This window comes from Variovorax sp. 10N432 (assembly GCF_056394465.1).
This window is the reverse complement of record NZ_JBFTHX010000043.1, coordinates 1-23,567: the sequence shown is the minus strand read 5'-3', so window position 1 is coordinate 23,567 and position 23,567 is coordinate 1. Positions and strand designations below refer to the sequence as shown.

Here is a 23,567-nt window from a genome sequence, read left to right as displayed (position 1 = left end):
TCATGCGAACCTGGGCTTCCTGCCAGACCAGGGAGCCAGGCGCTCGAGTTGGGCGGAGAGCGTGAGCAGCACGTCCTCGCGCCCGAAATGCCCGATCAACTGGGTCGCCACGGGCAGACCCTGTGCGGTCGACGAGAGTGGGAGGCTGACGGCCGGCAGGCCGGCGCCGTTGACCACCGGCAGGAAGGTGGAATAGCTGGCGGCACGCTCGCGGTAGGCACGAAAGCCGAGCCCGTCGGGGGAGTGCAGCGCCAGATGACCGAGCTTGGCCGGCAGCTGCGCCAGCGTGGGCGTGAGCAGCACGTCCACGTCGCTCATGGCGGCAGCGAAGGCGCGGCCCACGGCGTGCAGGCAGGTCACCGACTCCACATACGCCGCAGCGGACAGGCCTCGGCCGACGTGATAGCCATCGAGCAACACCGACTCGAGATCGCCGTCCCGCAGCGGGCGGCCAAGCGCCCTCAGGCGTGCATCGACCGAGACCACGATGTTGCTGGCCAGGATGCTGCCGTGCGCCTGGACGAAGCCGTCGTAGTCGATGTCCGGCAGGCGGGCCTCGAACACTTCATGACGCAGTGCGCCGAGCAGCGCGGCCGTGTGGTCCACCGCGGCGTTGCATTCCGGCGCAATGCCGATCCCGTTCCAGCCCTGGCGCAGGATGCCGACGCGCAGCGGACGGACATCCGACTCGCGCACCGCGTCCAGGTAGGCGCCCGCCTGCGGGGGCGCAGCGTAGGGGGCTCCCGGCACATAGCCCCCGATCATGTCGAGCGCTGCCGCCGTGTCCCGCACGCTCATGCTGAGCACGCCGTCCGACGCCATGCCCGCCCACCCCTCCCCGCGCCTGGGCCCCGCCGTGACACGTCCACGCGACGCCTTCAGGCCGAACACGCCGCAGCACGCTGCCGGTATGCGGATGGAACCGCCGCCATCGCTGCCATGCGCCACGGGCACGATGCGCGCCGCCACCGCGGACGCCGCGCCGCCGCTGGAGCCACCGGCTGAGCGTGTGCTGTCCCACGGGTTGGGCGTCGCTCCACCGTTGCGCAGGGCTTCGGTCGTGCCGGCCATGCAGAGCTCCGGCACGGTGGTACGCGCGAAGGGGATCAGGCCTGCCGCTTCGAAGCGGTCCGCGACCGTGGCGTTGTAGTCGTAGGTCGTGTCGTTCAGCAGACGAGACCCAATGCTGGACGGGAAACGCCGATGGGCCAGGCCCGAATCCTTCAGCAGGAACGGGATGCCGCCGAAGGGGCCGCGCAGCGCCCAGCGGCTCGCAATGCTTCGCGATTCCTCGTAGCGCGGATAGACGATGGCGTTGAGCGCCGGATTGCGCGCCTCTGCCAACCCGATCGCACAGTCCATGAGGTCCAGGGGACTGACCTCGCCGCGCCGCAGCAGGTCGGCCAGCGCCAGACCGTCGAGGTTTTCGTATTCGTGAACGTTCATGATTCCAACGTTGGGTCAGGCCTGGACGCCATGGACAACACGGCATCCAGTTCGATTTCGATGAAGGCCCCATCGGGCAGACTCGCTACCCCGACAGCGGTCCGTGCGGGCCGCGGTGCATCGGGCCAGGCGGTTCGCAGAACGTCCGAAGCGGCGTCGAGCACCGCGCTGTGAGCCGTGAAGTCCGCGGTGGTCCGCACGAAGCCGCGCAGGCGAGAGATGTCGAGATGCGCCGGCAGTGCGCCTGCGCATACAGCGGCGACAACGGCCAATACATTCAGCATCGCCACTTCCGCGGCAGCCCGGGCGGGCTCCAGCGAATCCCCTGGTGAACAGGTGCCGGCCACTGCCACGCCCTCGACGCGGCAGGTCTGGCCACTGACGGTGAGCTGGCTGCTGCCGTCCGGAAGGCGCCGCAGGTGGAAGGGCGCGTAGTGGCCCCGTGGCTGTGGAGCGGGCGGCAAACGATGGCCGGCTGCCCACAAACGCTGCTCGGGCGTGGGGTGATGGCTCGGACACTGCACAAGTTGGGGCGGCACCGTGGGTTCTCTAAGCATGAAGTAGCTTTCATGCTATGAGCGCACCCCGCTTCGGGCCAACCGAAACGCGACACCCCAACAACCCGTTTGCGACAGCAGGGGCCGCTGACATGCTGCGGACTCAGTCGGGCCTTAGAGCCCTTCGAACGACTGCACTGCCAATCGAGTCACTGCGTTGTTCGGCGCAGCATCCGCAACAGCGGTCGCAAGCGGTTGTGGGGCGTCAGTACGACGGGGGCGTCACGACCCACAACAATTCCGTCACCGTGCTGCCAGGGTTGCGATAGCGGTGGGGCGTGCTGCTCGGAAAGCTGAAGCTGTCGCCTTCCGCAAGCTGGAATTGTTGCTCACCCACCCACAGATCGAGCGATCCACTCAGGACCACGCCGCCTTCATGTCCGACATGGTCGTAGAAGCCAGGGCCACTCTCCGCGCCAGGCTCCATGGTCGACCACAGCAGCTCCAGCGGCCCATCGAGATTGGGCGACAGGAGATAGTCCGAAATCCCGGACGCGAACGCGAGTCGACGCCGCCGCGCCTTTCTGACCACGACGCCACCGTCGGAGGGCTCGGCGTCAACGCCATCCGGAAAGAACCAGCCGATCTGCACGCCCAGTGCGCCGGCGATCTGCTGCAGATCGCTGATGGAGGGCGTGCTCAATCCACGCTCCACCTGGCTCAGAAAACCGACCGACTTGCCACAGGCGTCGCCGAGCTTCTGCAAGGACAGCCCCCTGGCTTTGCGCAGGCTCTTGATCTCGCGGCCGAGCCATTGCATCGAATCGGCACCCGCACCTTCGCGCGTCGGGGGCAAGGCTGCCTCGGCCTCCGCGGACCGCGCGATGCGGCCGTCCTTCGCGGCGCGGCTCGAAGAGGTCGGCGTACTTGGGGCGATGGGCTTTCTCATGTGTCGTTGAATGGAGGGATCGGCGTGCTCGGTGCGGCGAAGCAGGGGCATCGTACCTTGGTGCCTCGTCGGTTCCATGGACTCGATGTGCGCCGAGACCGTGAGAATGACCTCATGTTTTCACTTGCGTGAAAATTGATTGACTAATTTTCATATGCACGCAAAGATTCGGCTTCTTCGCAGTCGGCGCGCTTGCGCCCCAACCTCAACCCCCGGACCATTTCATGCTGAAGCCTCTCGACAAGAACATCGCGCTCGAACAACGCCGGCGGGCCGCCTGTCCGCGTGGCGTCGGCGTGCAAACGCAATCGTTCACGGCGCGCGCCCAGAATGCAGAGATCTGGGACGTCAACGGACGGCGACTCATTGATTTCGGCAGCGGCATTGCCGTCCTGGCGACGGGTCATCGGCACCCGCGCGTGCTGGCCGCGGTGCAGCGGCAGCTGGATGACTTCCACCACACCTGCTTTCAGGTGACGCCCTACGAGAGCTACGTCGAGCTGTGTGAAAAACTCAATGTCAAGACGCCTGGTTCGTTCACGAAGAAGACGGCGTTGTTCACGACCGGGGCGGAAGCCGTGGAGAACGCCATCAAGGTCGCAAAGGCGGCGACGGGGCGCAGTGCCGTCATCGCCTTCTCGGGGGCTTTTCATGGACGCACGCTGATGGGCATGGCACTGACCGGAAAGGTCAATCCGTACAAGGCGGGCTTCGGAGCCATGCCCCCCGACGTGTGGCATGTCCCATATCCCTCCGACGCGCTCGGCGTGAGCGTCGAGGAAAGCCTGCTGGCGATCCAGCGGCTCTTCAGCGCCGACGTCGATCCCCAGCGGGTGGCGGCGATCATCCTGGAGCCCGTGCAGGGTGAAGGCGGCTTCTACATGGCACCGACGGCGCTGTTGCGCAAGCTCCGGGAGCTCTGCGACGCCCACGGCATCCTGCTGATCGTCGACGAGGTGCAGACGGGCTTCGGCCGCACCGGCAAGATGTTTGCCTTGGAGCATCACGGCGTCGACTTCGACCTGATGACCATGGCCAAGAGCCTCGCGGGGGGATTTCCCCTGTCCGCGTTGACAGGCCGCGCCGAGCTGATGGACGCCGCAGCGCCCGGCGGCCTCGGTGGAACCTACGCCGGCAATCCGCTGGCCGTCGCAGCGGCGCTTGCCGTCCTGGACATCATGGCGCAAGAGGACTTGCCCCATCGGGCCGACGTGCTCGGCAAGCGCCTCGTCGAAAGGCTCGACACGCTCAGGGGCCGCGTGCCTGCGATCTCGGAGGTGCGCAGCCTGGGCGCCATGGTCGGGATCGAATTCAGAGACCAGGCCGGAGCGCCGTTGCCTCAGTTGGTCAAGCGTGTTCAAGACCTCGCCCTCGCCAAGGGACTGCTGTTGCTCACCTGCGGCGTCCATGGCAACGTGATTCGATTCCTGTTTCCCTTGACCATCGAGAACGAGGTATTCGAGGAAGGGCTTTCGTTGCTCACCGACTCTCTGCTGGAGGCTTGACGGCCATGCCCGTGCTGGCACTCGCAGGGCCTTTTCTGCACAACAGCGCGTTGATCAAGGAGTTGCTCGAGAAGCGGCTCCCGGACTGGTCGATCGTCAAATCCACGGACGCGGCCGCGAGCGCAGCGCAGGTGGCTGTGTGCTGGAACCAGCCCCATGGCATCTGGCACCAATTGCCCGCCGTGCGCATGGCGCACTCGATCGGCGTCGGCGTCGATCACCTGCTCGCGGACCCCACACTTCCCGACGTGCCCGTCTGCAAGGTGCTCGATGACGACCAGGTGAGGCGGATGGACGAATATGTGCTTTGGTGCACCCTCTACTACCACCGGGGGTTCGATCTGGCAGCCCGCCGCCAACGCGAGAAGACCTGGCAACGTCCTCCGAACCGACGCGCGAGCCAGGTGACCGTCGGCATCATGGGGCTGGGCCAGATCGGGCAGCAGATCGCCGCAACCCTGTACCGCAGAGGCTATGACGTGCGGGGCTGGTCGCGATCCGGCAAGCCCGTCGACGGGGTGCACGTCCATGCAGGCGACGCGGGCCTCGGCCCGTTCCTGCGCGAGTTGGACATCCTGGTGTGCATGCTGCCGCTGACGAGCGAAACAACGGGCATTCTCGACCGCAGCCTGTTCGCGCGCCTCAAGCCTGGCGCCAGGCTCATTCAGTGCGGCCGAGGCCCGCAGCTCAACGAGGAGGATCTCGTTGCAGCCCTGGATTCCGGCCAACTGGGAGGCGCCGTGATGGATGTCTTCAACGAAGAGCCCCTTTCATCCGACAACGTGCTCTGGGACCACCCCGGCATCCTGGTCACACCCCACATGGCCGCCGTGATGCCGCTGCCGGATGTCGTGGACCAGATCGCTGAGAACTGCGAACGACTCCTGTCGGGCGCGCCATTGCTGCGGGTCGTCGAACGATCGGCCGGCTACTAGGACTCACATCTGCATCCGTTCGCCCATGCTGCGATCCTTTGAGCAACTCTGCCAGGAAACAGTCGAAGGCTGGCAGATCGCCGCCGACGACGGGCATGCGGCGCAAGCCAGCAGCGGTGCGTATGCGCAGCCCTGGCACTGGCACGATTGCGTGATGTTCATCCTGCCGAGCCGCGGCACGATGGAGTTCCAGCACGAGGACCGCCGCGAAGGAACCTGGCTGACGCATGACCGCTTCGTCGTCGTACCGCCCCACCGTGCCCACATGACCCAGGCCGGCACGGGGGTCAACGACCATGTCGCCCTCTATGTGACGGGCTCGATGCTGAGCCGGCTCGACAGCGAGGTGGGCTCTTTGACCGAATTTCACCGTCGTACACGTACCGCGGTGCTGATGCGGCGCACGCCAAGCATCCGTATGCTTCAGGAGCTTGCCACCAGGGCCGACGACGGCAGCTATGGCCACGCCAAGCTTGCCCGCTCGCTGGCGGTCGCGTTGCTCATTCAATGCGTCGCGGAAGTCATCTCCGGCCGGGTGCTTTCGGTCGTCGCCAGGGCCGAGCACGGCATGGCACTGGTGGCCGAACTGAAGGAATACCTCGCACGGCACGCGGACGAAGACATTCCCCTCGACGCCCTGAGCGAGCGCTTCGGTGCATCGCGGCGCCACATCACTCGGCTGTTTCGTGCTGCGACCGGGCTTTCCGTCGGGGAGTTTCAGCAGCGTGTGCGACTGCAGACGGCGCGCGAGCTGCTGGGCGGAACCGATCTGCCGATCAGCGAGATTGCGTTCCGGGTCGGCTTCGACAGCGGCGCTGCGCTCAGCCATGCCATGCGCCGGCTCGATGGCCGCTCACCCACCGATGTCCGCAAGCAGGCACAGCCCCTCGTCGGCAATGAAGGCCTCGGGCGGATGCTCGCATCGGGCCCGACGGCCAAGGGCTGAACGGCTGCGGCTCATGGCGCCAGGCTGCGGATCGTCAGTCCTCGACATCCGGATCGCCGACCCGTTTCTCGCGGCACAGCCCGAGATGTCCAAGGCGCTTTCTCTCGGCGGCCAAGGTGGCCCGCTCCAGTCGCGCGAGCACCAGCGATGGGGTGCGGTCACCTTGCGCGAGCGGGGTACCATCGGGTGCGACCACAAGGCTCAGTCCGTCGTAGGCGATTCCGGCTTCCTGTCCGCAGAAATTCGCATAGGCGATGAACAGCTGGTTCTCGTAAGCGCGGGTCGGCACCAGGTGCCGCGAGACAAAATCGTATCCCTTCATGTTCGCCGTCGGGACGACGATCAGGTCCGCATCTTGCAGCGCGAGGCTGCGTGCGTTCTCAGGAAATTCGACGTCGTAGCAGATCAGCATCCCGATCTTCCAGCCATGGAGATCGAATGGGCGCCCGCCGCGTGTGCCTGCGATGAACATGTGGCGATCGAGTTCATCGAACAGATGTGTCTTCTGATGGCGGCCCACGACCCGACCATCGGCGTCCACGCAGACTGCCATGTTGCCGACTCCACCGCTTTCGTCGCGCTCAGGGTGGCCGAAGACGATCGCGATCTTGTGACGCCTTGCAAGATCGCCCACGGCCGTCGTGCGTTCGCCACCCGGCGCTTCCGCGAAAGCGGCGGCCGCGGACCGCCCGATGTTGTAGCCGGTCAGAAACATCTCGGGCGTGACGATCAGATGCGCGCCTGCAGCGGCCGATTCCTGGCATGCCCGGTCGAGCCTCTGCAGGTTCATCGAGACATCGCCCGGTGCAGACTCGCATTGGAGCAACGCAAGACACAACGCGTTCATTCCGGCAGCACCATCGGACCGATGGCTCCGAAAACGTCACCAGGGCCAGGGTTGCAGCTGTGGGTACGCCCGCCGAAGTGCCGCAGAATGCCCCACACCGCGTTGAGCGAGGTTTGCACGGCGCCTTCCACCCATGCCGGCGTCCAGGAGACGTCGTCTCCTGCGATGAAAATCCCACGCTCCGAGTCCGGCATATCGTCCTGCATGAAGTGCGCGAACATGCGCTGGTTGTAGCGGTAGTGGCCGGGTAGTGCGCCCTTGAACGCGCCGAGGAAATGCGGGTCGGCTTCCCAAGAAATCGTGATCGGGTCACCGATGATGTGGCTGGCGATGTCCACCTTCGGATAGATTTTTTTCAAGGCACCCAGCGCGAGCTTGACGCGCTTTTCCGAAGACTGCGGCAACATCTTCAGTGCGTCGCCCATCCAGGCGTAGGACAGGCAGATGACGCCGGGTTTGTCGGGACCATTGTCGAACAGGTAGGTTCCGCGCGTGAGGCGATCCGTGAGTGTCATGCTCATCAGATCGCGGCCCGTTTCGGGATCCTTGTCCTTCCAGAAGGGACGATCGACCATGACGAAGGTCTTGCTCGACTGCATGTAGCGCGTCCGGTCGAGCGCCATCCACATCTTGTGCGAGAACAGGGATTCGTCGCATTCGATCTGGGTCGTGAGGAGCCAGCTCTGGCATGTGGCCAGGACTGCAGCGTAGGACCGCTGCCCCCCCCAGCGATCGATCACGTCCAGGCGACCGTCCTGCCGCCGACGAATGGCCTCCACACCCGCGCGCGGCGCTCCTCCGTGCAGGCTGGCCAACGTGGTTCCTGCGGGCCAATGGACGAGTTCGCTCGGCGCGTGTTGCCAGAGGCCAAGCGGTACCTGCTCCACACCGCCAACGATCAGTCTTTGGTCTTCATCGCAGTTCGTCATCACGACGCGAAGGATCTCCAGCATCGAGTTGGGGAAATCGGAGTCCCACCCACCGGTACCGAATCCGACCTGGCCGAACACCTCGCGGTGCTGGAACGACAGGCTGGCGAACGCCTTGGAGGTGGCAACGAAGTCGTAGAACGTGCGATCGTCCCACAATGGAACCAGTCGGTTCCAGAGCGACTTCAGGGTCGGCACATCCCGCTTGCGGATCGCGTCCTGAATCTCGGTGAACTGCGCGCCGTCCTGCAGCGCGTCGCGCCAGGCATCCGCAACCTGCCTGAACATCGGCGGGAGATCTGACAGCTTCTCCGCGTAGTGCGTCAACCCCTCGAGATCCACCACCGTGCTTCCGGATGCTGGCGTGAGTGGATTCGGGAACGGCCGCGTCTCCAGGCCCAGCTCTTTGACGTACTGGTAGAAGGTGGTGCCTGAGACCGGGAAGCGCATCCCGCCGAGTTCGGCGATCACGCCTTGGCCACCTTCGAATGCCTGCGAGCGGAGGCGGCCGCCCAGCTTCGATGCCTCGTAAATGACCGGCTTGAGCCCGAGCTTCATCAGCTCATAGGCCGCCACGATCCCAGCCATGCCGGCACCTACGATGGCGACCTCGGCACCATGATGCTCTGGCGGCAACACTCCCAACCCGGCGGGGTGTCGGACCCATTCGTCGAACGCGAAGGGGAAGTCGGGGCCGAAGACCGTGACTGGACGATGGTTGGTGTTCGTTGAAGGGCCCGTAGAGCGGAGTGGCATGGTCAAGGCGAATCTTGCAGAAGGGTGGCGAGTAGGCAGTTCCGAGAAAATCAACTGCTGCAGCTCAGGTCGATTCGGGAGCCCGAACCAATGGCGTTGCTGGCGATCGAGCCAAGATCAGTACGAAGATGATCAAGCGCTGTCCATCCCAGCCAACGCATTGCATTGGCTGATGGACGCCGTTCTATCGCTCGAACTCGACTGAATCCAGTCTATGTTGGGGGCCGTTCCGACACAGGCTCCAACGGGCCCCGAATGTTGATCGGGCGGGCCAAGACTGCTGGCCGCGGGCGCGGCGAACACGCCGCGAACGTGATCGAGCGTCTCGGCCACGTCGCCGGTTGGCTACGTCGGCAGCATTCCCCTGGTGCTGGTCGCATCGACGCAGAGCGGCGTGACCTCGCTGGCGCAGTTCGTCTCCGTCGCCCGCCAGAAGCCCGGCCAGCTGAGCTACGGCACCTCGGGCATCGGATCGATGCTGCATTTCTCCGGCGAGCTCGTGAAGAAGCAGGCCGGACTCTCGATCACCCACGTTCCCTACCGCGGTGCCGGCAACATCGGCAGCGACCTTGCGGGCGGTGCGATCGAGTTCGCATTCCTCGGACCGGGCGCGGCCAAGCCCTTCATCGATGGCGGGCGCATCGTCCCGATCGCGGTGACGAGTGCCCGGCGCATCGCGCTGATGCCCGGCGTTCCGGCGCTGGGCGAGCATCCGGCCCTCGAGGGCTACGACCTGGTGGCCTGGTACGCGCTGATGGCGCCGCGCGGGCTGGCGCCCGACACGCTGGCCAGGCTGCAGCGCGCACTGCGCGAGACGCTGCAGGACGCAACGGTCCGGCAGAAGCTCGAGCGCATCGGCGTGGTGGTCGGCCGCGGCGACGAGAACCTGCCGCAGTTGATGGCCAGGGACGCCGTGGAATACAAGCGCATCGTCGACTTCGCAGGCATGAAGGAGTAGCGCGCGGCGAGCCGGATTCTTGCATCTGTAAGGCTCGCCCGTCGCGTGAAATCGGCCGGAAACGCCGGTCACCGACAGTCGAAGCGTCGCACCAGTCGCGGCACACAAGGAGCACCGATGTCGCCTCGCCACCTCGCACCGCACGCCCTCCAACCCCTCGCTGCCGGGCTTTCCACATGACCACGCCGCAACGCCCTCGCGCGATCATCGCCGGCGGCTCGCTGAGCGGCCTGTTCGCGGCGTCCACCCTGCGCGCCGTCGGTTGGGATGTCGCAGTCTTCGAGCGCTCGCCGGACGCACTCGACAGCCGCGGCGGCGGCATCGTGCTGCAGCCCGATGTGCTGGCCGCCTTCCGCTTCGCCGGCGTCGGCCACACCGACGCGCAGGGCGTGCGATCGGGCGACCGCATCTATCTGGACGCCGAGGACGGCGTGGTCCACCGTGCCTTCATGCCGCAGACCCAGACCTCGTGGAACATGCTCTACGGCGCCATGCGAAAGGCGCTGCCGGCCCACTGCATCCACGCGGGTGAGAGGCTGGTGAGCTTCAAGGAATCGGGCGAGCGCGTGACGGTGCTGTTCGCGAGCGGCCGGATGGAGAGGGGCGACCTGCTGATCGGCGCCGACGGCGCGGGCTCCACCGTGCGCAGCCAACTGCTGCCGGGAATCAAGCCGGCGTATGCAGGCTATGTGGCCTGGCGCGGCCTGGTCCCCGAGGCGGCACTGGGTCGCGCTGCGGCCGCAAGACTCGGCAGCGCCTTCGTGTTCCAGGAGGGGCGCGACCATCTCTTGCTGGAATACCGCGTTCCCGGCGAAGACGGGTCCGTGGCCGAAGGCGCCCGGCGTTGGAACTGGGTCTGGTACCGCAAGGTGCCGGCAGGCGCGCCGCTGGCCGAACTGCTCACGGATCGCGACGGCGTGGCACACGCGTTTTCCTTGCCGCCCGACGCACCGAGGGATGCGCCGATCGCCGCCTTGCGCCGAGATGCGCGGCAACTCCTGGCGCCGAGCCTGCGCGAACTGGTGCTCGCTACCGAAGCACCCTTCGTTCAAGCCATTCTCGACCTGGCGGTCCCGCGCATGGTGTTCGGACGCACGGTGCTGATCGGCGACGCCGCCTTCATGCCGCGCCCGCACACCGCAGGCAGCACGGCAAAGGCGGCAGCCAACGCGCTGGCGCTCGCGAAAGCCTTGGCGCCAGGCAACGGCCGAATCGACAACCGGCTCGCGGCCTGGGAAGCGGAGCAGTTGAGCGCTGGTGCCTCGATGGGCGCATGGGGCGTTTCGATCGGCAACCAGATCATGGGGATCTCATGACGCGCCCGGCATCGTCCCCCATGCCGCCGGCATCTTCGGCCGCGGTTCGCCTGCTCGGGGCTCCGAACTCGCCGCGGGCCTTCGAGATCCGCGACTTCCTGAGCCGAAGCGTGGTCGCCTACGACTGGGTCGAGCTCGATGAGGCGTCGGCGCGCAGCCTCCCCGGCATCAGCGGGCTCGACGATCCGGCCCTGCCCGTGTGCGAGTTCCCCGACGGCACGCGCCTGCTGTCGGCGAGCGTGCCCGAGATCGCCCAGCGGCTCGGATGGGTGAGCCGGCCGCGGCTGGCACGCTACGACGTATCGATCTACGGCGCCGGGCCGGCCGGTCTGAGCGCCGCGGTGTATGCCGCATCGGAAGGCCTGAAGACCGTGCTGGTCGAGCGCCAGGCCATCGGCGGACAGGCGGGCAGTTCGTCTCTGATCGAAAACTACCTCGGCTTTCCGCACGGCATCAGCGGCGCCGACCTCGCGGAGCGCGCGCGCCAGCAGGCGGTGCGCTTCGGTGCCGAGATCCTGCGCTTGCGCGAGGGAACGCACGCGATATTCGTCGACGACGGCATCCGCGTCGACCTCGCCGACGGCAGCCAGCTGTCGGCCCGCGCCAACATCTGCGCCACGGGCATCGAGTGGCGCCGCCTCGGTCTTCCGGACGAGGCGCGCTTGCTGGGTGCCGGCCTGTTCTACGGCGCCGGATCGAGCGAGGCACCGATGTGTGCAGGCGAGACGGTCTATGTGGTCGGCGGCGGCAACTCGGCCGGCCAGGCGGCGATGAACCTGTCGCAGTACGCACGCGAAGTGGTGCTGCTGGTGCGCGGCGAAAGGCTTGCGGACACCTTGTCGGACTACCTGCTGCGCAAGATCGTCGACTCGCCCGGGATCCGGGTCGTGACCTGTTGCGAAGTGATCGCGCTGGCCGGCGACCGCTTCCTGGAAGGCATCACCGTGCGCGACCGCTCGACGGGGCAAGTGCAGGCACTGCCCACGCGGCGCGTGTTCGTCTGCATCGGCGGCTCGCCCAACACCGACTGGGCCCACGACACAGCCATCGTCCGCGATGCCGCGGGCTACCTGGTGACCGGCCCCGACTTGCTTGTGACGCCCGACCACTATCGGAACTGGAAGCTTCATCGCCCGCCTTTCCATCTGGAAACCAGTGTCCCGGGATCGTTCGCGGTCGGCGACGTGCGGCACGGTTCGGTCAAGCGGGTGGCGTCCGCGGTCGGCGAAGGCGCGATGGCGGTAGCCTTCGTCCACCAGCATCTTTCCACTTCATGAGGACATCGAAATGACCAAGCCATGCACGCACACCGCAGGCATCCGGCAGGTGACACCCAGCGCCAAGGGCTGCGAGGAATGCCTCGCGACCGGCAGCACCTGGGTCCATCTCCGGCTGTGCCGGACCTGCGGCCACGTGGGCTGCTGCGACGAGTCGCCCAACCGCCATGCGCGCGCGCATTTCCATGCCACCGCGCATCCCATCATCGAGGGCTATGACCCACCGGAAGGCTGGGGCTGGTGCTTCGTCGATCGGGTCGGCCTCGACCTGGGCGCTGACACCACGCCGCAGATCGGCCCCATCCCGAGATACCTCTGATGCGATGGGCCTTGGTTGCATCCATTGCGTCTGAAACAGCGGCCATTGCAAACGAATCCATGCAGCACGCCACGCAATCGGCAGGCAACGCCAGACTCCGACAGTAGAGACACCGAGACAGGACATCGCAACGCAAGGCCAAGGCAGAGCAAAGGCGGTCCGGTCGAGGGATTCACCATGGGGTCGTCGATGCACATCTGTCGGCCGCGCCCCTTCCACTCGCAGATGTGTAAAGGAACAATCATGACCAAGCTCAGCGCAATGATGGCCCTCGCGGCCGCAACCCTCGCCCTGTCGGCTACCGGAGCCTCCGCCCAGAGCCTATCTCGCGCGCAGGTGAAGGCCCAGCTCGGTGCCGCCCAGGCCAGTGGCCAGATCGCCGCCTTCGACGGCGAAGACAGCGGTTCGGCCTACCTGTCGGCCCGGTTCCATTCCAGCGAACCGCGCACCGGGGTGAGGGCCGAGGTGGCCCAGGCCCGCACCGACCGCACCCTCGCGGTGCTTGACGGCTCCGACAGCGGATCGTTCTATTTGTCGCGCCACCAGTCGCTGACCGAGCCCCGCGCGCTGGTCAAGTCGGAACTCGCCGCAGCCGAGAAGAGCGGTCAGTTGGATGCACTCTACGGAGAAGACAGCGGCTCGTTCGAGCTCTCCGCCATGCGTGCGCAGCCAGGCGCTCGCGCCGGCGTCGCCTCGGCGCACTGAGTCGACGCAATCTTCCCGCAACCTCAAGCAACTCACTGAGGCCACCTCTATGACCACCACGCTCGAATCCACCCTCGCCCGCCGCCAGGCGCCCTTGCGCACCCCGACGGCCCTCGGCGCCGAGGCCCGGCGCGACATCGGCGCCGGCCTCGCGGCCCTGCTGGCGGACAGCTTCGCGCTGTACCTGAAGACGAAGAACTTCCATTGGCACATGTCCGGCCCGCACTTTCGCGACTACCACCTGATGCTCGACGAGCAGTCGGACCAGATCTTCGCCCTAACCGACCCGCTGGCCGAGCGCGCCCGCAAGCTAGGCGGCAGCACGCTGCGCTCGATCGGCGACATCTCCCGCCACCAGCGCCTGTCGGACAACGATGCGCCCTTCGTCACTCCAAGCGACATGCTGGCCGAGCTGCGCGAGGACAACCTGCGCCTGGCCGACTACATGCGCGCCGCCCATGCTATGTGCGACGCGCACGGCGACGTCGCCACGGCGAGCCTGCTGGAGAACTGGATCGACGAGGCCGAGCGGCGCGCCTGGTTCCTGTTCGAGACCAGCCGCGAGTCCTGAGCCGGAAGCGGGATACGGGCCCTCGCCGAGGGCTCGGCTCAGTGCAGCACCTGCACCTGCGGTTCGAACACGTAGCCGGCGCCGCGCTCGGTGCGGATCATCTTCGGCGCCGAGGCATCGACCTCGATCTTGCGCCGCAGCCGCAGGATCTGGACGTCGATCGAGCGGTCGTAGACCTCCGCCCCATGCAGCCGCGACAGCTCCAGCAGCTGGTCGCGCGACAGGACGCGCTGGGGCTGCTCGCACAGCGCCAATAGCAAGTTGAACTCGCCGTTGCTGAGCTCGACGCGCTGCCCCTCGGGCGAGGTCAGCCGGCGTGCCAGCAGGTTGAGCTCCCAGCCCGCGAAGCGAAAGGCCCGGCGCTTGGTGCTGCGGCCTGTCGGGGCGGCATCGGTCCTTGCCTGATAGCGCCGCAACACCGCTCGGATACGCGCCAACATCTCACGGTTGCTGAAAGGCTTGGTGACGTAGTCGTCGGCGGCGATCTCCAGGCCCATCACCCGATCGGCCTCGTCCTGCTTGCCGGTCACGATGATGACCGGCACCTCGCTGGTGTCGCGCAGGCCGCGCGCCAGCTGCATTCCGTCCTCGCGGCCCAGGCGCAGGTCGAGCATAACCAGGTCGATCACGTGGTCCTGGAGAACCGCGTTCATCTCGGCGCCGCTTGCCACCGCAGTCACCTGGAATTCGTTCTCCGAGAGGTAAGCCGACATCAGCTCGCGCAGTGCCGGATCATCATCGACGACAAGGATGTGGGGGGATGCAATGTTCATGACGCTTCGAGCGTAGTGCAAACGATCCTACGAGAGCCTACCGCCGGATTACAAGTGAAATCGTTCGCCCCGATTCTGACATCACGCAGGCACCCGCATCGGTGCCAATAGCAGCCAGAGGGGCGCCATGCCGCCCCGTCAAAGGACAAGGACGGAATCGATGTCGAAGATCATTGTTATCGAGGAAGATAGCGCTATGCGCATGCTGATCTCCGAGTGGCTGGCCAGCGAGGGACACGAGGTCCGCTCGCTGCCGAGGCACGACCCCGCCCCCGACGACAAGGTCGACCTGGTCATCCTCGATCTGCCGCACCCACGCGCGCCGGGCCCCGGGACCGCCGAGACGGTGCAGGCCGTGCATGCGGCCCATCCGCATGCGTGCGTGATCGGTATCTCGACCCGGCTGGGCCGCAGCTTGGGACGCGATTCGGACATCGCCCAGGCCCTGGGCGTCGACCGCCTGCTCGCCAAGCCCTGCACCCGCGAAGAATTGGTCGGCGCCGTTGCGGCCGCCCTCTAGCCGCATGACGTCGGGTGAGCGCCTGAGGCAGCGGATCATTGCTGCGGGCGTGGTCCTGATCGCCGCCTTCACCAGCTCGGCGATCTACGATGGCTGGCGGCTGCACCAGCAGATCACGATCGCCAACGAGCGCGAACTCGGCAACTTGGCCAAGGCCCTGGCCGAGCAAGGCGCCAGGACCCTGCAGGCCGTCGACGTCCTGCTGCGCGACACCGGCGAATGGTGGGAGACCACCGGCCGCGGCCTGCCCGCGGACGCCGTCGCCACGGCGCTGGCGTCGCGCGTGGTCGGGGTGTCGCAGGTCAGTGTGCTGACCCTGGTCGACGCCCAGGGCATGCAGCGCCACCGCTCGCGGATCACCGGGGAGGCGCTGGCCGATGTCTCCGATCGCCCCTATTTCCAAAGCCAGCGCGAGCGCTCGGCGGGCGGTCTCTTCATCAACGAACCAGTGGTCACTCGGACCGATCGGCAGCCGGCGCTGGTGGTGTCGCGCCGGCTGAACACCCGCGGCGGCACATTCGACGGCGTGGTCACCGCCAGCGTCACGCTGCAAGAGTTGCAGGCCGCCTATTCGGCAATCGATCTGGGAGAAGGCGGCGCGCTGATCCTGACGCTCGACGATGGCACGCTGGTGGTACGTCAGCCCGAGGCTGCCGGCCTGGACGCCAACCGGCGCTACCCCGAGCTGACGGCCTTCAAGGGGGCGCCGTTGATCGATCGGTCCGTCAGTCCGGTCGACGGCCGGGCCAAGCTGGTGGCGGCAGTGGGCGTCGGCAAGCGGCCGCTCACGCTGACCCTGACGCGCGACGAGGACCACGCCCTGCGTCCCTGGCACGACGAGATGCGCAGCGGCATCATCCGCACACTGCTGCTCACGGCGCTGGTGGTGCTGACCATCGCCGGCCTGCTGCGCCAGTTGCGGCGCCTTGAGGCCGGCGAAGCCGAGAAGGCGGCGCTCCAGGCCCGGCTGCAGAAGGCCCAGCGGCTGGAGTCGCTCGGCACCCTGGCCGGCGGCATTGCGCACGACTTCAACAACATCCTCGGAGCGATCCTGGGCTTTGGCGAGATGGCCCAGCAGCATGCCGCACCTGGCAGCGACATGCGGCGCTACATCGACCGCGTGATGCAGGGCGGCGCACGGGCTCGCGTGCTGGTGCGCCGCATCCTGGACTTCAGCCGCAGCGGAGTCGCCGAGCGCGTCCCGGTCCCGATCCAGGCCGTGGTCGAGGAGTCCCTCGCGATGCTGCGTCCCACCCTGCCGGAGGCGATCGGCATCGATGCGCGGCTGGAGGCCGGCACCGCCGCCGTGCTGGGGGACGGCACCCAGTTGCACCAGGTGGTCATGAACCTCTGCACCAACGCCGCCCAGGCGATCGGCGATGCCGGCCGGATCGAGGTACGGCTCGAACGAATGCAATCCGAGGCGGCCCGACCTGCGCTGCACGGCGAACGCCCGGCCGGACCCTGCGTTCGGCTGACGGTTTCGGACACCGGGCACGGCATGTCGGCCGATGTTCTCCAGCGCGCCTTCGATCCTTTCTTCACGACCAAGAAGGTCGGCGAAGGCACCGGGCTGGGGCTCTCGATGGTGCACGGCATCGTGGCCGATCTGGGCGGCGCGATCGACATCGCGACCGAGCCCGGCCGAGGCACGCAGGTCACGGTCTGGCTGCCGGTGTCGGGCGAATCCGCAGCACCGGCGCTGCGGCCGGACCCGACCTGGCCGCGCGGCGACGGCCAGGTCGTGATGGTGGTCGACGACGAGCGCGCCCTGGTCGAACTGGCCGAGGAACTGCTGGCCGAACTCGGCTACGAGCCGGTCGGGTTCGACACGAGCGAACGCGCACTCGAGGCCTTCGTGGCCTACCCGCAGCGATTCGATGCCGTGCTCACCGACGAGATGCTGCCGGGCCTGCCGGGCAGCGAGCTGGCCCGGCGGCTGCTCGCACTGCGCCCCGGATTGCCGGTCATCCTGGTCAGCGGCAACGTCGGCGCGGCCCTGGAGCAACGTGCGCGCGACGCCGGCGTGGTCGCCCTCCTGCGCAAGCCGCTCGGCCTGCAGGAACTGGCCGAGACGCTGGCGCGGACGCTCGGTTGCAGGTGAAACACGGCCCGGCGGACTGCAACGCTGGCGCAATGCGGGAGGCCGACAGTCGAGGCTCCACTCACCCACAGGAACTCTCATGAGCAGCATCACCACGACCGACGGCACCGAGATCTTCTACAAGGACTGGGGCAGCGGCCAGCCGGTCGTCTTCAGCCATGGCTGGCCCCTGTCCTCGGACGCCTTCGAAGACCAGATGTTCGCGCTCGCCTCGCAGGGCTTTCGCTGCATCGCGCACGATCGCCGCGGCCACGGTCGATCCAGCCAGCCCTGGCAGGGCAACGACATGGACACCTATGCCGACGACCTTGCGGCACTGGTGCAGCAGCTCGACCTGAAGGACGCGATCCATGTCGGCCACTCGACCGGCGGCGGCGAGGTTGCCCGCTACATCGGACGCCATGGCACCGGACGGGTCGCCAAGGCGGTGCTGATTGGCGCCGTGCCGCCGCTGATGGTCAAGACCGAGGCCAATCCGGGCGGCACCCCGCTCGAAGCCTTCGACGGCATCCGCGCCGGCGTGCTGGCCGACCGTTCGCAGTTCTGGAAGGACCTGAGCATGCCCTTCTACGGCTACAACCGGCCCGGCGCGAAGGTGTCCGAAGGGGTGCGCGAATCATTCTGGCTGCAGGGCATGGCCGCCGGCATGCCGGCCTCGTACTTCTGCGTCAAGGCTTTCTCGGAGACCGACCTGACCGAGGATCTGAAGAAGTTCGACGTGCCGACGCTGATCCTGCACGGCGACGACGACCAGATCGTGCCGATCGCGGATTCGGCGCTGCTGTCGGCCAAGCTGGTGAAAGGCGCCACGCTGAAGATTTACAACGGCGCGCCGCACGGCATGTGCACGACGCACAAGAACGAGGTGAGCGCGGACCTGCTGGCGTTCATCCAGGGCTGAACACCCAGGCGCAACACCACTGGCCCGGAGGGCTCCACGTGGGGCGATCGTGGAGGCCCTGGCTGGGATGACATCCGCCGACCTTGCAAGGCGGCGTCGAGATCGCGATGCCCCTCAGCACGGGCTTGCATGCATGGACTCGCCGCCGTCCTCCACCGTCGGGTTGCCAGGCTCGGGTGCTTGTCTCCATGATCCTCTTCGCGTGTCCATCGATGGCGACCGTCGGACTGACGAATGCGACATTCTCGGCGTGTCGGTCTGTGGATCAGACAACGCCATCGGTGCGGGACAAACGCGGTTGGGACGGCGCATACAGCACCTCGCTCGACACGTCGACGCGTTCGGTCCAGTCAGGCGCTGTCAGCGGCAGGTGGCGTTGAGACAAGGAGCAGCGCGGCAACAACGGGTTGAGCGGATTAGCCCGTCCCTACACCCGAAGATGCCAAGGTAGCATTCGAGGGCGCACTTTCATGCCATCTCGCAGTCAATCATCGAAGGGTGCCCCCCCTGAAGGTCGGGGCTGGCGGTGTTGATCGCGTCGGGCTCGACCTCTGCTAGGATACGATTCTGTAGGGCGGACCGATTTTCCTCTACGTCTGCCTATTCAAGCCCGAACGCCTGCGGCGTACAGCACGGCACGCGGCGCACGGCACAAGCCCCACAGGCGAACACCAGCGAGATGTGCCATCCGCACGCCCATCGCGGTCGGCGCCGACACGGTGCAAAGCGCCGCGATGCCCAGGCGCGCGCATTTGCGCACCAGCTCGTGGCTGCCGCGGCTTGTCATGACGACGAAGCCCGGCTGCATGAGTCGCCCGCTCGTGGCGAGCGTGCCAAGCAGTTTGTCAAGTGCGTTGTGCCGGCCCACGTCTTCCATCACGTCGAGCAGGCTGCCGTCGAGGGTCGCCCAGCCGGCCGCATGGATCGCGCCCGCCTGCGCATTCAGCAACTGACGCGCCGGCAGCGCATCGAGCGCACGCAGCACCCTCGGCGCATCCACCCTGTCGATCCAGCCCGGCGCCGCCCGCGGCGCGAGATCGAGATCGAGGCCCGCGAAGCTCTCGACCCCGCAGACACCGCAGCCCGTCTGCCCCGCCATGTGGCGACGGCGACGCTTGAGCCGATCGAAGCTGCGCGCGGAAACGGTCAGCTCGACCTGCATCGCGTCGACCTCGGCGGGCAGCCCGGCCCGGCATGCGGGCACCTGCTGCACTTCGATGTCGAAGCAATCACGGACATCGTCGAGGATGCCCTCGCTCAACGCGAAGCCGAGTGCGAAGGCCTCGAGGTCCTGCGGCGTGGCCATCATCACCGCGTGCGCGATGCCGTTGAAGACCAGCGACACCGGCACCTCCGCGGCCAGCGTGTCCTGGCAGGCGTCGTGGCCCATCACATGCACGGTGTGACGCGACAGGGGAAGCGGGATCGCGTTCATGACACCGATCCCGGCGTCGGGCGCGCTGGCCGCAGCCGCACCGGCACCGACTTGTAGGAAGGCGTTCCGCTCCGCGGGTCGCGGTGCGACAGGTCCACCAGCACGTTGGCCTCGGGATAGTAGGCGCCAGCCGAGCCCCTCGGGATGTCGTACGCCACCGCCGTCAGGTTCCTGAGCACCGCCCCCGGCGCCGCTGCCTCGCCATCGAAGGGCACCGCCTCGAGGTCGACGCGATCGCCGGCGGCGATGCCTTGCGCCGCCAGATCGTCGGCATGCAGAAAGACCACGTCCCGGCGTCCGAAGATTCCGCGGTAGCGGTCGTCGAAGCCATAGATCGTCGTGTTGTACTGGTCGTGGCTGCGCAGCGTGGTCAGGGTGAGCACCCCGGCGCCCGCGGCGCGGGGATCTTCCCGGACGCCGGGCATCACAATGAACTGCGCCTTGCCCGACGCGGTGTGCCAGCGGCGTTCGGCCGGCCCGATCGGCAGCCGGAAGCCGCCCGGCTGCCGGATCCGCAGGTTGTACTCCTCGAAGCCGGCCAGCACGCTCTCGATGCCGTCGCGAATGCGGCCATAGTCGGTGACCATGCCATCCCAGTCGATGCCATGCCGGCCCGCGAGCACCGCCTTCGCGATGCCGGCGACGATCGCCGGTTCGGAGCGCACCTGGTCCGACGGCGGCGGCAGCCGGCCGGTCGACGCATGGACCATCGACATCGAATCCTCGACCGTGATCGACTGCACGCCGCCGGCCTGCAGGTCGAGCTCGGTGCGCCCGAGGCAAGGCAGCAGGATGCTCTGCCTGCCCACCAGCAGGTGCGAGCGATTGGGCTTGGTGGCGACGTGCACCCCCAGCTCCAGGCCGCGCATCGCCGCGAAGGTCCGCGTCGGGTCGGCCATCGCCACCGCGAGGTTCCCGCCCAGGCACATCAGGAACTTCGATCGTCCTTGCGCGATGGCCTCGATCGCCTCGGCGGCGTCGTGCCCGCGCTCGGCGGGTGGCGTGAAGCCGTAGACCCGTTCGATGCCCTGGCGCAGCGCCAGCGGGGCCTTCTCGTCGATGCCCACGGTGCGATTGCCCTGCACGTTGGAGTGGCCCCGTACCGGGCAGATGCCGGCACCGGGCCGGCCGTAGTTGCCCCGGAGCATCAGCAGGTTGGAGATCTGCTGGACGTTGTCGGTGCCCAGGCGGTGCTGCGTGATCCCCATGCCGAAGACGATGATCGCCGCCTTGGCATTGCAGTAGAGGCGGGCCACGTTTCGCAGCGCCTCGCGGTCCAGGCCCGAAGCCTGCTCCACCTCATGCCAGGCGGTCGTCTGAAGGTCCTCGACCAGCGCCTCGAAGCCCTGCGTGTGCTCGGCGATGAAGGCGCGGTCGAGCACGCCGGGCCCGCCTGCGGCGAGATCCTCAGCATCGATCTCGAGCACGCCCTTCATCACGCCCTTGAGCGCCGCTGCATCGCCGCCCACCTTCACCTGGAGGTAGTCGCTGGCGATGTCGGTCGAACCGAAGCTGGCCATCTCGATCGGATCCTGCGGTGCCGCGAAGCGCTCCAGCGCTCGCTCGCGCAGCGGATTGAAGACCACGATCGGCGCCCCGCGCCCGGCCGCGGCATGCAGCGTCGTCATCATCCGCGGGTGGTTGGTGCCCGGGTTGTGACCCATCGAGATGATCAGGTCGGCATGGTCGAAGTCTTCCAGCGACACCGTGCCCTTGCCGATGCCGATCGAAAGTGGCAGCCCGACGCTGGTCGCCTCATGGCACATGTTCGAGCAGTCCGGAAAGTTGTTGGTGCCGTAGGCGCGCACGAAGAGCTGGTAGAGGAACGCCGCCTCGTTCGACGCCCGGCCCGAGGTGTAGAACTCCGCCATGCCGGGGTCCGGCAGTGCCTTCAGCACGGCGGCGATCCGCGCGTTCGCTTCGTCCCAGCCGATCGCGACGTAGCGGTCGCTGGCCGCGTCGTAGGCCATCGGGTGCGTGAGCCGACCGAGATCCTCGATGTCGTGGTCGTTCCAGGCCAGCAGTTCGGTGACGGTGTGGCGCTCGAACACCTCGGGCGTCGCCCGCTTGCGCGTCGCCTCCCAGGTGACCGCCTTGGCGCCGTTCTCGCAGAACTCGAAGGCCGAGGTGTGCTTCGGGTCGGGCCAGGCGCAGCCCGGGCAATCGAAGCCGTCGGGCTGGTTGTTCCGGAGCATGATGCGGGTGCCCGAGATCGTGTTCATCTGGCCGTGGATGGCCTTGGCGACGGCACCCAGCGCGTCCCAGCCGCCGGCCGGGTGTTCGTATTTGCGGATTCCCGAATCGTTCATGACGCCAGGCTCCCCGGCTTCGTTTGCGGCCAGCAGCGCAGCGCCAGCGCGGCCGAGGCCGCGATCATGGACAGCGCGGTGACCGCGATCCACCCCCATCGCGCGAGCAAGAGGGCACCCAGTGCCGAGCCGACCGCCATGCCGATGAACATGCTCGTGAAGAGCACCGCATTGGGCAGGACGATTCGGCGCCCGTCGAAGCGGTCGCCAAGCGGCGCGAGATAGATGATGCCCAGGACGTAGCCCATCTGCGTGAGCGTGGGCATCAGCCCGACAGCCCGAGCCGAGGACCCGATGTCGGGCCCCAGGATGCCGAGCATCGGCTGGCTGTAGTAGAGCGCCGCCACCACGGCGCCAGCACCGCCGGCCAGAATCAGGATCAGCGCCGGTGACAGCAACGTCGCGAACGGTGAAACAGTTTCGCGAGCGGGGATCGAATCCATGGTTTGAACGTGAATCACGGAGGTCACTGCAAAGGTAGAAGGGTTGAAAAGTCTTGCTGGCCTTGATCGTCCACCCCCTGCATTTCTGCTTCGCATCAACCTTCTGTGCGAACATTTCATCTGCAACATATCAGTCCCATGAACCGACGCGGCAAGCACCCCAGGCGAGCGCGAGCTCACGAAGCTCGCTGATATGGCGTTCTTCGGCTTGTGGTCCTACCCGTCCGTTCATCGAAGGATGGTCAAGGGCGGGAGGACCATAAAGCATGAGGTAGTCGACCTCATCGTCGTGTTCGGCAAAGACGTCATTCTCTTTTCTGAAAAGGACATCAAGTTCCCGAGCACGGGCGACATCAAGGTCAACTGGGGGCGATGGTTGCGCCAGTCAGTTCTTGGATCGCTCGACCAACTCCGAGGCGCAGAAAGGTACATCAGGTCGGGGCGCAGCGAACTGTTCCTGGACCGCAAGTGCAGCCAGCCCTTTCCATTTGCACTCGACGATCCCGAGCTGAGGGTTCACCTCGTTGCGGTCTGCAGGAATTCGATCGACCCTGCTCGAGCCTACTTTGCCAAGTTCACGGACAATGGGGCACACGACAGCACCGGAAGCCTGGCGTTCTCCGCCGTGATGCGTGAAGAACAGATGCTCGTCAACCCGTTCTGAGAGCCGGCTCCGGTCGTCTGAACACGCATCGACCTGAGTTAAGTGGATTGGCTGCGGTTTGATTCTTTCAATCTTCAGGCCCCTGCCAGGCCGCCGGAGGCGCCCTGGTTGAGCCATGTACTCATGGTTCGACCCATCAGGCAGCCTCCTTCATTGCGGGTAGCGTGGCGAAGTAGACCATGTCTGGAGTGCATCCGTCGTGCGATTGATGGGGCCGCCGCGCGTTGTAGAAATCGAAGTAAGCGGCCAAGTTCAACCTTGCGGCACTGACACTGTCGTAGGCCTTCAGGTACACGTCCTCGTATTTCACGCTCTTCCACAGCCGCTCGACGAAGACGTTGTCCCGCCAACAGCCCTTGCCGTCCATGCTCTGGCGCGCGCCTATGCGCTTCACCTCGGCGACAAAATCGCAGCTGCTGAACTGGCTACCTTGATCGGTGTTGACGATTCGGTGTTGACGAT

22 protein-coding genes and 1 pseudogene are annotated in these 23,567 nt (G+C 66.8%); 13 read left to right on the top strand and 10 right to left on the bottom strand.

Going from position 1 to position 23,567, the window contains the following annotated elements; all coding sequences use genetic code 11:
• The 3 genes from AC1DF3_RS31170 to AC1DF3_RS31160 form a co-directional block, all read right to left on the bottom strand.
• A complete protein-coding gene (locus AC1DF3_RS31170; protein ID WP_478141947.1) occupies positions 1–1,446 on the bottom strand; it encodes an amidase in 1,446 nt (481 codons plus the stop codon).
• Positions 1,443–2,003: a RidA family protein gene (locus tag AC1DF3_RS31165; protein ID WP_478141946.1), complete on the bottom strand. Its 561-nt coding sequence runs from the start codon at positions 2,001–2,003 to the stop codon at positions 1,443–1,445. The genes AC1DF3_RS31170 and AC1DF3_RS31165 overlap by 4 nt, the downstream gene beginning before the upstream one ends.
• 205 nt (positions 2,004–2,208) lie before the next feature.
• The gene (locus AC1DF3_RS31160) at positions 2,209–2,943 is read right to left on the bottom strand and encodes a helix-turn-helix domain-containing protein (protein ID WP_478141945.1); all 735 of its coding nucleotides are present in this window, start codon (positions 2,941–2,943) and stop codon (positions 2,209–2,211) included.
• A gap of 173 nt (positions 2,944–3,116) precedes the next feature.
• On the opposite strand from AC1DF3_RS31160, the gene gabT reads away from it, so the two are divergent.
• The 3 genes from gabT to AC1DF3_RS31145 are packed head-to-tail and all read left to right on the top strand — an operon-like array spanning position 3,117 to position 6,278.
• Positions 3,117–4,397, top strand: coding sequence for a 4-aminobutyrate--2-oxoglutarate transaminase (gene gabT, locus AC1DF3_RS31155; RefSeq protein ID WP_478141944.1), 1,281 nt, complete (start codon positions 3,117–3,119; stop codon positions 4,395–4,397).
• Between the two features lie 5 nt (positions 4,398–4,402).
• Positions 4,403–5,332, top strand: a complete 930-nt coding sequence (locus AC1DF3_RS31150; RefSeq protein WP_478141943.1) for a 2-hydroxyacid dehydrogenase — start codon at positions 4,403–4,405, stop codon at positions 5,330–5,332.
• A gap of 25 nt (positions 5,333–5,357) precedes the next feature.
• On the top strand, positions 5,358–6,278 hold the full coding sequence (locus AC1DF3_RS31145; protein ID WP_478141942.1) for a helix-turn-helix domain-containing protein: 921 nt from the start codon (positions 5,358–5,360) through the stop codon (positions 6,276–6,278).
• A 34-nt stretch (positions 6,279–6,312) separates the two neighbouring features.
• Here AC1DF3_RS31145 and AC1DF3_RS31140 read toward each other — a convergent pair whose 3' ends face one another.
• Both AC1DF3_RS31140 and AC1DF3_RS31135 read right to left on the bottom strand, forming a co-directional pair.
• Positions 6,313–7,125, bottom strand: coding sequence for a carbon-nitrogen hydrolase family protein (locus AC1DF3_RS31140; protein ID WP_478141941.1), 813 nt, complete (start codon positions 7,123–7,125; stop codon positions 6,313–6,315).
• Positions 7,122–8,810: a flavin monoamine oxidase family protein gene (locus tag AC1DF3_RS31135; RefSeq protein ID WP_478141966.1), complete on the bottom strand. Its 1,689-nt coding sequence runs from the start codon at positions 8,808–8,810 to the stop codon at positions 7,122–7,124. Before AC1DF3_RS31135 ends, AC1DF3_RS31140 begins: the two co-directional genes overlap by 4 nt.
• Positions 8,811–9,150: 340 nt before the next feature.
• Between AC1DF3_RS31135 and AC1DF3_RS31130 the strand changes: the two are divergent.
• The 6 genes and pseudogenes from AC1DF3_RS31130 to AC1DF3_RS31105 form a co-directional block, all read left to right on the top strand.
• Positions 9,151–9,768: pseudogene (locus AC1DF3_RS31130) on the top strand (Bug family tripartite tricarboxylate transporter substrate binding protein); the annotation flags it as partial.
• A 176-nt stretch (positions 9,769–9,944) separates the two neighbouring features.
• Positions 9,945–11,084, top strand: coding sequence for an FAD binding domain-containing protein (locus tag AC1DF3_RS31125; RefSeq protein ID WP_478141940.1), 1,140 nt, complete (start codon positions 9,945–9,947; stop codon positions 11,082–11,084).
• Positions 11,085–11,104: 20 nt separating this feature from the next.
• Positions 11,105–12,361, top strand: a complete 1,257-nt coding sequence (locus AC1DF3_RS31120) for an NAD(P)/FAD-dependent oxidoreductase (protein ID WP_478141939.1) — start codon at positions 11,105–11,107, stop codon at positions 12,359–12,361.
• A 10-nt stretch (positions 12,362–12,371) separates the two neighbouring features.
• Positions 12,372–12,680 (top strand): UBP-type zinc finger domain-containing protein, encoded by a 309-nt coding sequence (locus AC1DF3_RS31115; protein WP_478141938.1) that lies wholly within the window; start codon positions 12,372–12,374, stop codon positions 12,678–12,680.
• A gap of 243 nt (positions 12,681–12,923) precedes the next feature.
• Positions 12,924–13,385 carry a hypothetical protein gene (locus tag AC1DF3_RS31110; RefSeq protein ID WP_478141937.1) on the top strand — a complete coding sequence of 154 codons (462 nt, stop codon included), beginning with the start codon at positions 12,924–12,926 and terminating at the stop codon, positions 13,383–13,385.
• Between the two features lie 49 nt (positions 13,386–13,434).
• Entirely contained in the window at positions 13,435–13,956 is a 522-nt protein-coding gene (locus tag AC1DF3_RS31105; RefSeq protein ID WP_478141936.1) for a Dps family protein, read from the top strand.
• A 38-nt stretch (positions 13,957–13,994) separates the two neighbouring features.
• Here AC1DF3_RS31105 and AC1DF3_RS31100 read toward each other — a convergent pair whose 3' ends face one another.
• Positions 13,995–14,729 (bottom strand): response regulator, encoded by a 735-nt coding sequence (locus AC1DF3_RS31100; RefSeq protein WP_478141935.1) that lies wholly within the window; start codon positions 14,727–14,729, stop codon positions 13,995–13,997.
• Between the two features lie 160 nt (positions 14,730–14,889).
• Between AC1DF3_RS31100 and AC1DF3_RS31095 the strand changes: the two genes are divergently transcribed.
• The 3 genes from AC1DF3_RS31095 (at position 14,890) to AC1DF3_RS31085 (ending at position 18,254) form a co-directional block, all read left to right on the top strand.
• On the top strand, positions 14,890–15,249 hold the full coding sequence (locus AC1DF3_RS31095; protein ID WP_478141934.1) for a response regulator transcription factor: 360 nt from the start codon (positions 14,890–14,892) through the stop codon (positions 15,247–15,249).
• 4 nt (positions 15,250–15,253) lie between these two features.
• Positions 15,254–17,353, top strand: a complete 2,100-nt coding sequence (locus tag AC1DF3_RS31090; protein ID WP_478141933.1) for an ATP-binding protein — start codon at positions 15,254–15,256, stop codon at positions 17,351–17,353.
• Between the two features lie 79 nt (positions 17,354–17,432).
• Positions 17,433–18,254 carry an alpha/beta fold hydrolase gene (locus AC1DF3_RS31085; protein WP_478141932.1) on the top strand — a complete coding sequence of 274 codons (822 nt, stop codon included), beginning with the start codon at positions 17,433–17,435 and terminating at the stop codon, positions 18,252–18,254.
• Positions 18,255–18,858: 604 nt separating this feature from the next.
• Here AC1DF3_RS31085 and fdhD read toward each other — a convergent pair.
• From fdhD to AC1DF3_RS31070, 3 genes are read right to left on the bottom strand one after another with little or no spacing between them, the layout of a single operon-like run.
• On the bottom strand, positions 18,859–19,644 hold the full coding sequence (gene fdhD, locus AC1DF3_RS31080; protein ID WP_478141965.1) for a formate dehydrogenase accessory sulfurtransferase FdhD: 786 nt from the start codon (positions 19,642–19,644) through the stop codon (positions 18,859–18,861).
• A gap of 41 nt (positions 19,645–19,685) precedes the next feature.
• A complete protein-coding gene (locus AC1DF3_RS31075) occupies positions 19,686–21,998 on the bottom strand; it encodes an FdhF/YdeP family oxidoreductase (RefSeq protein ID WP_478141931.1) in 2,313 nt (770 codons plus the stop codon).
• A complete protein-coding gene (locus AC1DF3_RS31070; protein ID WP_478141930.1) occupies positions 21,995–22,441 on the bottom strand; it encodes a hypothetical protein in 447 nt (148 codons plus the stop codon). Before AC1DF3_RS31070 ends, AC1DF3_RS31075 begins: the two co-directional genes overlap by 4 nt.
• Positions 22,442–22,634: 193 nt before the next feature.
• On the opposite strand from AC1DF3_RS31070, the gene AC1DF3_RS31065 reads away from it, so the two are divergent.
• A complete protein-coding gene (locus AC1DF3_RS31065; RefSeq protein ID WP_478141929.1) occupies positions 22,635–23,105 on the top strand; it encodes a hypothetical protein in 471 nt (156 codons plus the stop codon).
• A gap of 136 nt (positions 23,106–23,241) precedes the next feature.
• Here the strand turns inward: AC1DF3_RS31065 and AC1DF3_RS31060 are convergent.
• A partial coding sequence (locus tag AC1DF3_RS31060; RefSeq protein WP_478141928.1) for a transposase occupies positions 23,242–23,567 on the bottom strand: 326 nt, incomplete at its 5' end.

Bases quoted from the DNA above. Each gene is read 5' to 3' on its own strand.
- AC1DF3_RS31170 (WP_478141947.1), bottom strand. From the start codon at position 1,446: ATGAACGTTCACGAATACGAAAACCTCGACGGTCTGGCGCTGGCCGAC.
- AC1DF3_RS31165 (WP_478141946.1), bottom strand. From the start codon at position 2,003: ATGCTTAGAGAACCCACGGTGCCGCCCCAACTTGTGCAGTGTCCGAGC.
- AC1DF3_RS31160 (WP_478141945.1), bottom strand. From the start codon at position 2,943: ATGCCCCTGCTTCGCCGCACCGAGCACGCCGATCCCTCCATTCAACGA.
- gabT (WP_478141944.1), top strand. From the start codon at position 3,117: ATGCTGAAGCCTCTCGACAAGAACATCGCGCTCGAACAACGCCGGCGG.
- AC1DF3_RS31150 (WP_478141943.1), top strand. From the start codon at position 4,403: ATGCCCGTGCTGGCACTCGCAGGGCCTTTTCTGCACAACAGCGCGTTG.
- AC1DF3_RS31145 (WP_478141942.1), top strand. From the start codon at position 5,358: ATGCTGCGATCCTTTGAGCAACTCTGCCAGGAAACAGTCGAAGGCTGG.
- AC1DF3_RS31140 (WP_478141941.1), bottom strand. From the start codon at position 7,125: ATGAACGCGTTGTGTCTTGCGTTGCTCCAATGCGAGTCTGCACCGGGC.
- AC1DF3_RS31135 (WP_478141966.1), bottom strand. From the start codon at position 8,810: ATGCCACTCCGCTCTACGGGCCCTTCAACGAACACCAACCATCGTCCA.
- AC1DF3_RS31125 (WP_478141940.1), top strand. From the start codon at position 9,945: ATGACCACGCCGCAACGCCCTCGCGCGATCATCGCCGGCGGCTCGCTG.
- AC1DF3_RS31120 (WP_478141939.1), top strand. From the start codon at position 11,105: ATGCCGCCGGCATCTTCGGCCGCGGTTCGCCTGCTCGGGGCTCCGAAC.
- AC1DF3_RS31115 (WP_478141938.1), top strand. From the start codon at position 12,372: ATGACCAAGCCATGCACGCACACCGCAGGCATCCGGCAGGTGACACCC.
- AC1DF3_RS31110 (WP_478141937.1), top strand. From the start codon at position 12,924: ATGACCAAGCTCAGCGCAATGATGGCCCTCGCGGCCGCAACCCTCGCC.
- AC1DF3_RS31105 (WP_478141936.1), top strand. From the start codon at position 13,435: ATGACCACCACGCTCGAATCCACCCTCGCCCGCCGCCAGGCGCCCTTG.
- AC1DF3_RS31100 (WP_478141935.1), bottom strand. From the start codon at position 14,729: ATGAACATTGCATCCCCCCACATCCTTGTCGTCGATGATGATCCGGCA.
- AC1DF3_RS31095 (WP_478141934.1), top strand. From the start codon at position 14,890: ATGTCGAAGATCATTGTTATCGAGGAAGATAGCGCTATGCGCATGCTG.
- AC1DF3_RS31090 (WP_478141933.1), top strand. From the start codon at position 15,254: ATGACGTCGGGTGAGCGCCTGAGGCAGCGGATCATTGCTGCGGGCGTG.
- AC1DF3_RS31085 (WP_478141932.1), top strand. From the start codon at position 17,433: ATGAGCAGCATCACCACGACCGACGGCACCGAGATCTTCTACAAGGAC.
- fdhD (WP_478141965.1), bottom strand. From the start codon at position 19,644: ATGGGCCACGACGCCTGCCAGGACACGCTGGCCGCGGAGGTGCCGGTG.
- AC1DF3_RS31075 (WP_478141931.1), bottom strand. From the start codon at position 21,998: ATGAACGATTCGGGAATCCGCAAATACGAACACCCGGCCGGCGGCTGG.
- AC1DF3_RS31070 (WP_478141930.1), bottom strand. From the start codon at position 22,441: ATGGATTCGATCCCCGCTCGCGAAACTGTTTCACCGTTCGCGACGTTG.
- AC1DF3_RS31065 (WP_478141929.1), top strand. From the start codon at position 22,635: ATGGCGTTCTTCGGCTTGTGGTCCTACCCGTCCGTTCATCGAAGGATG.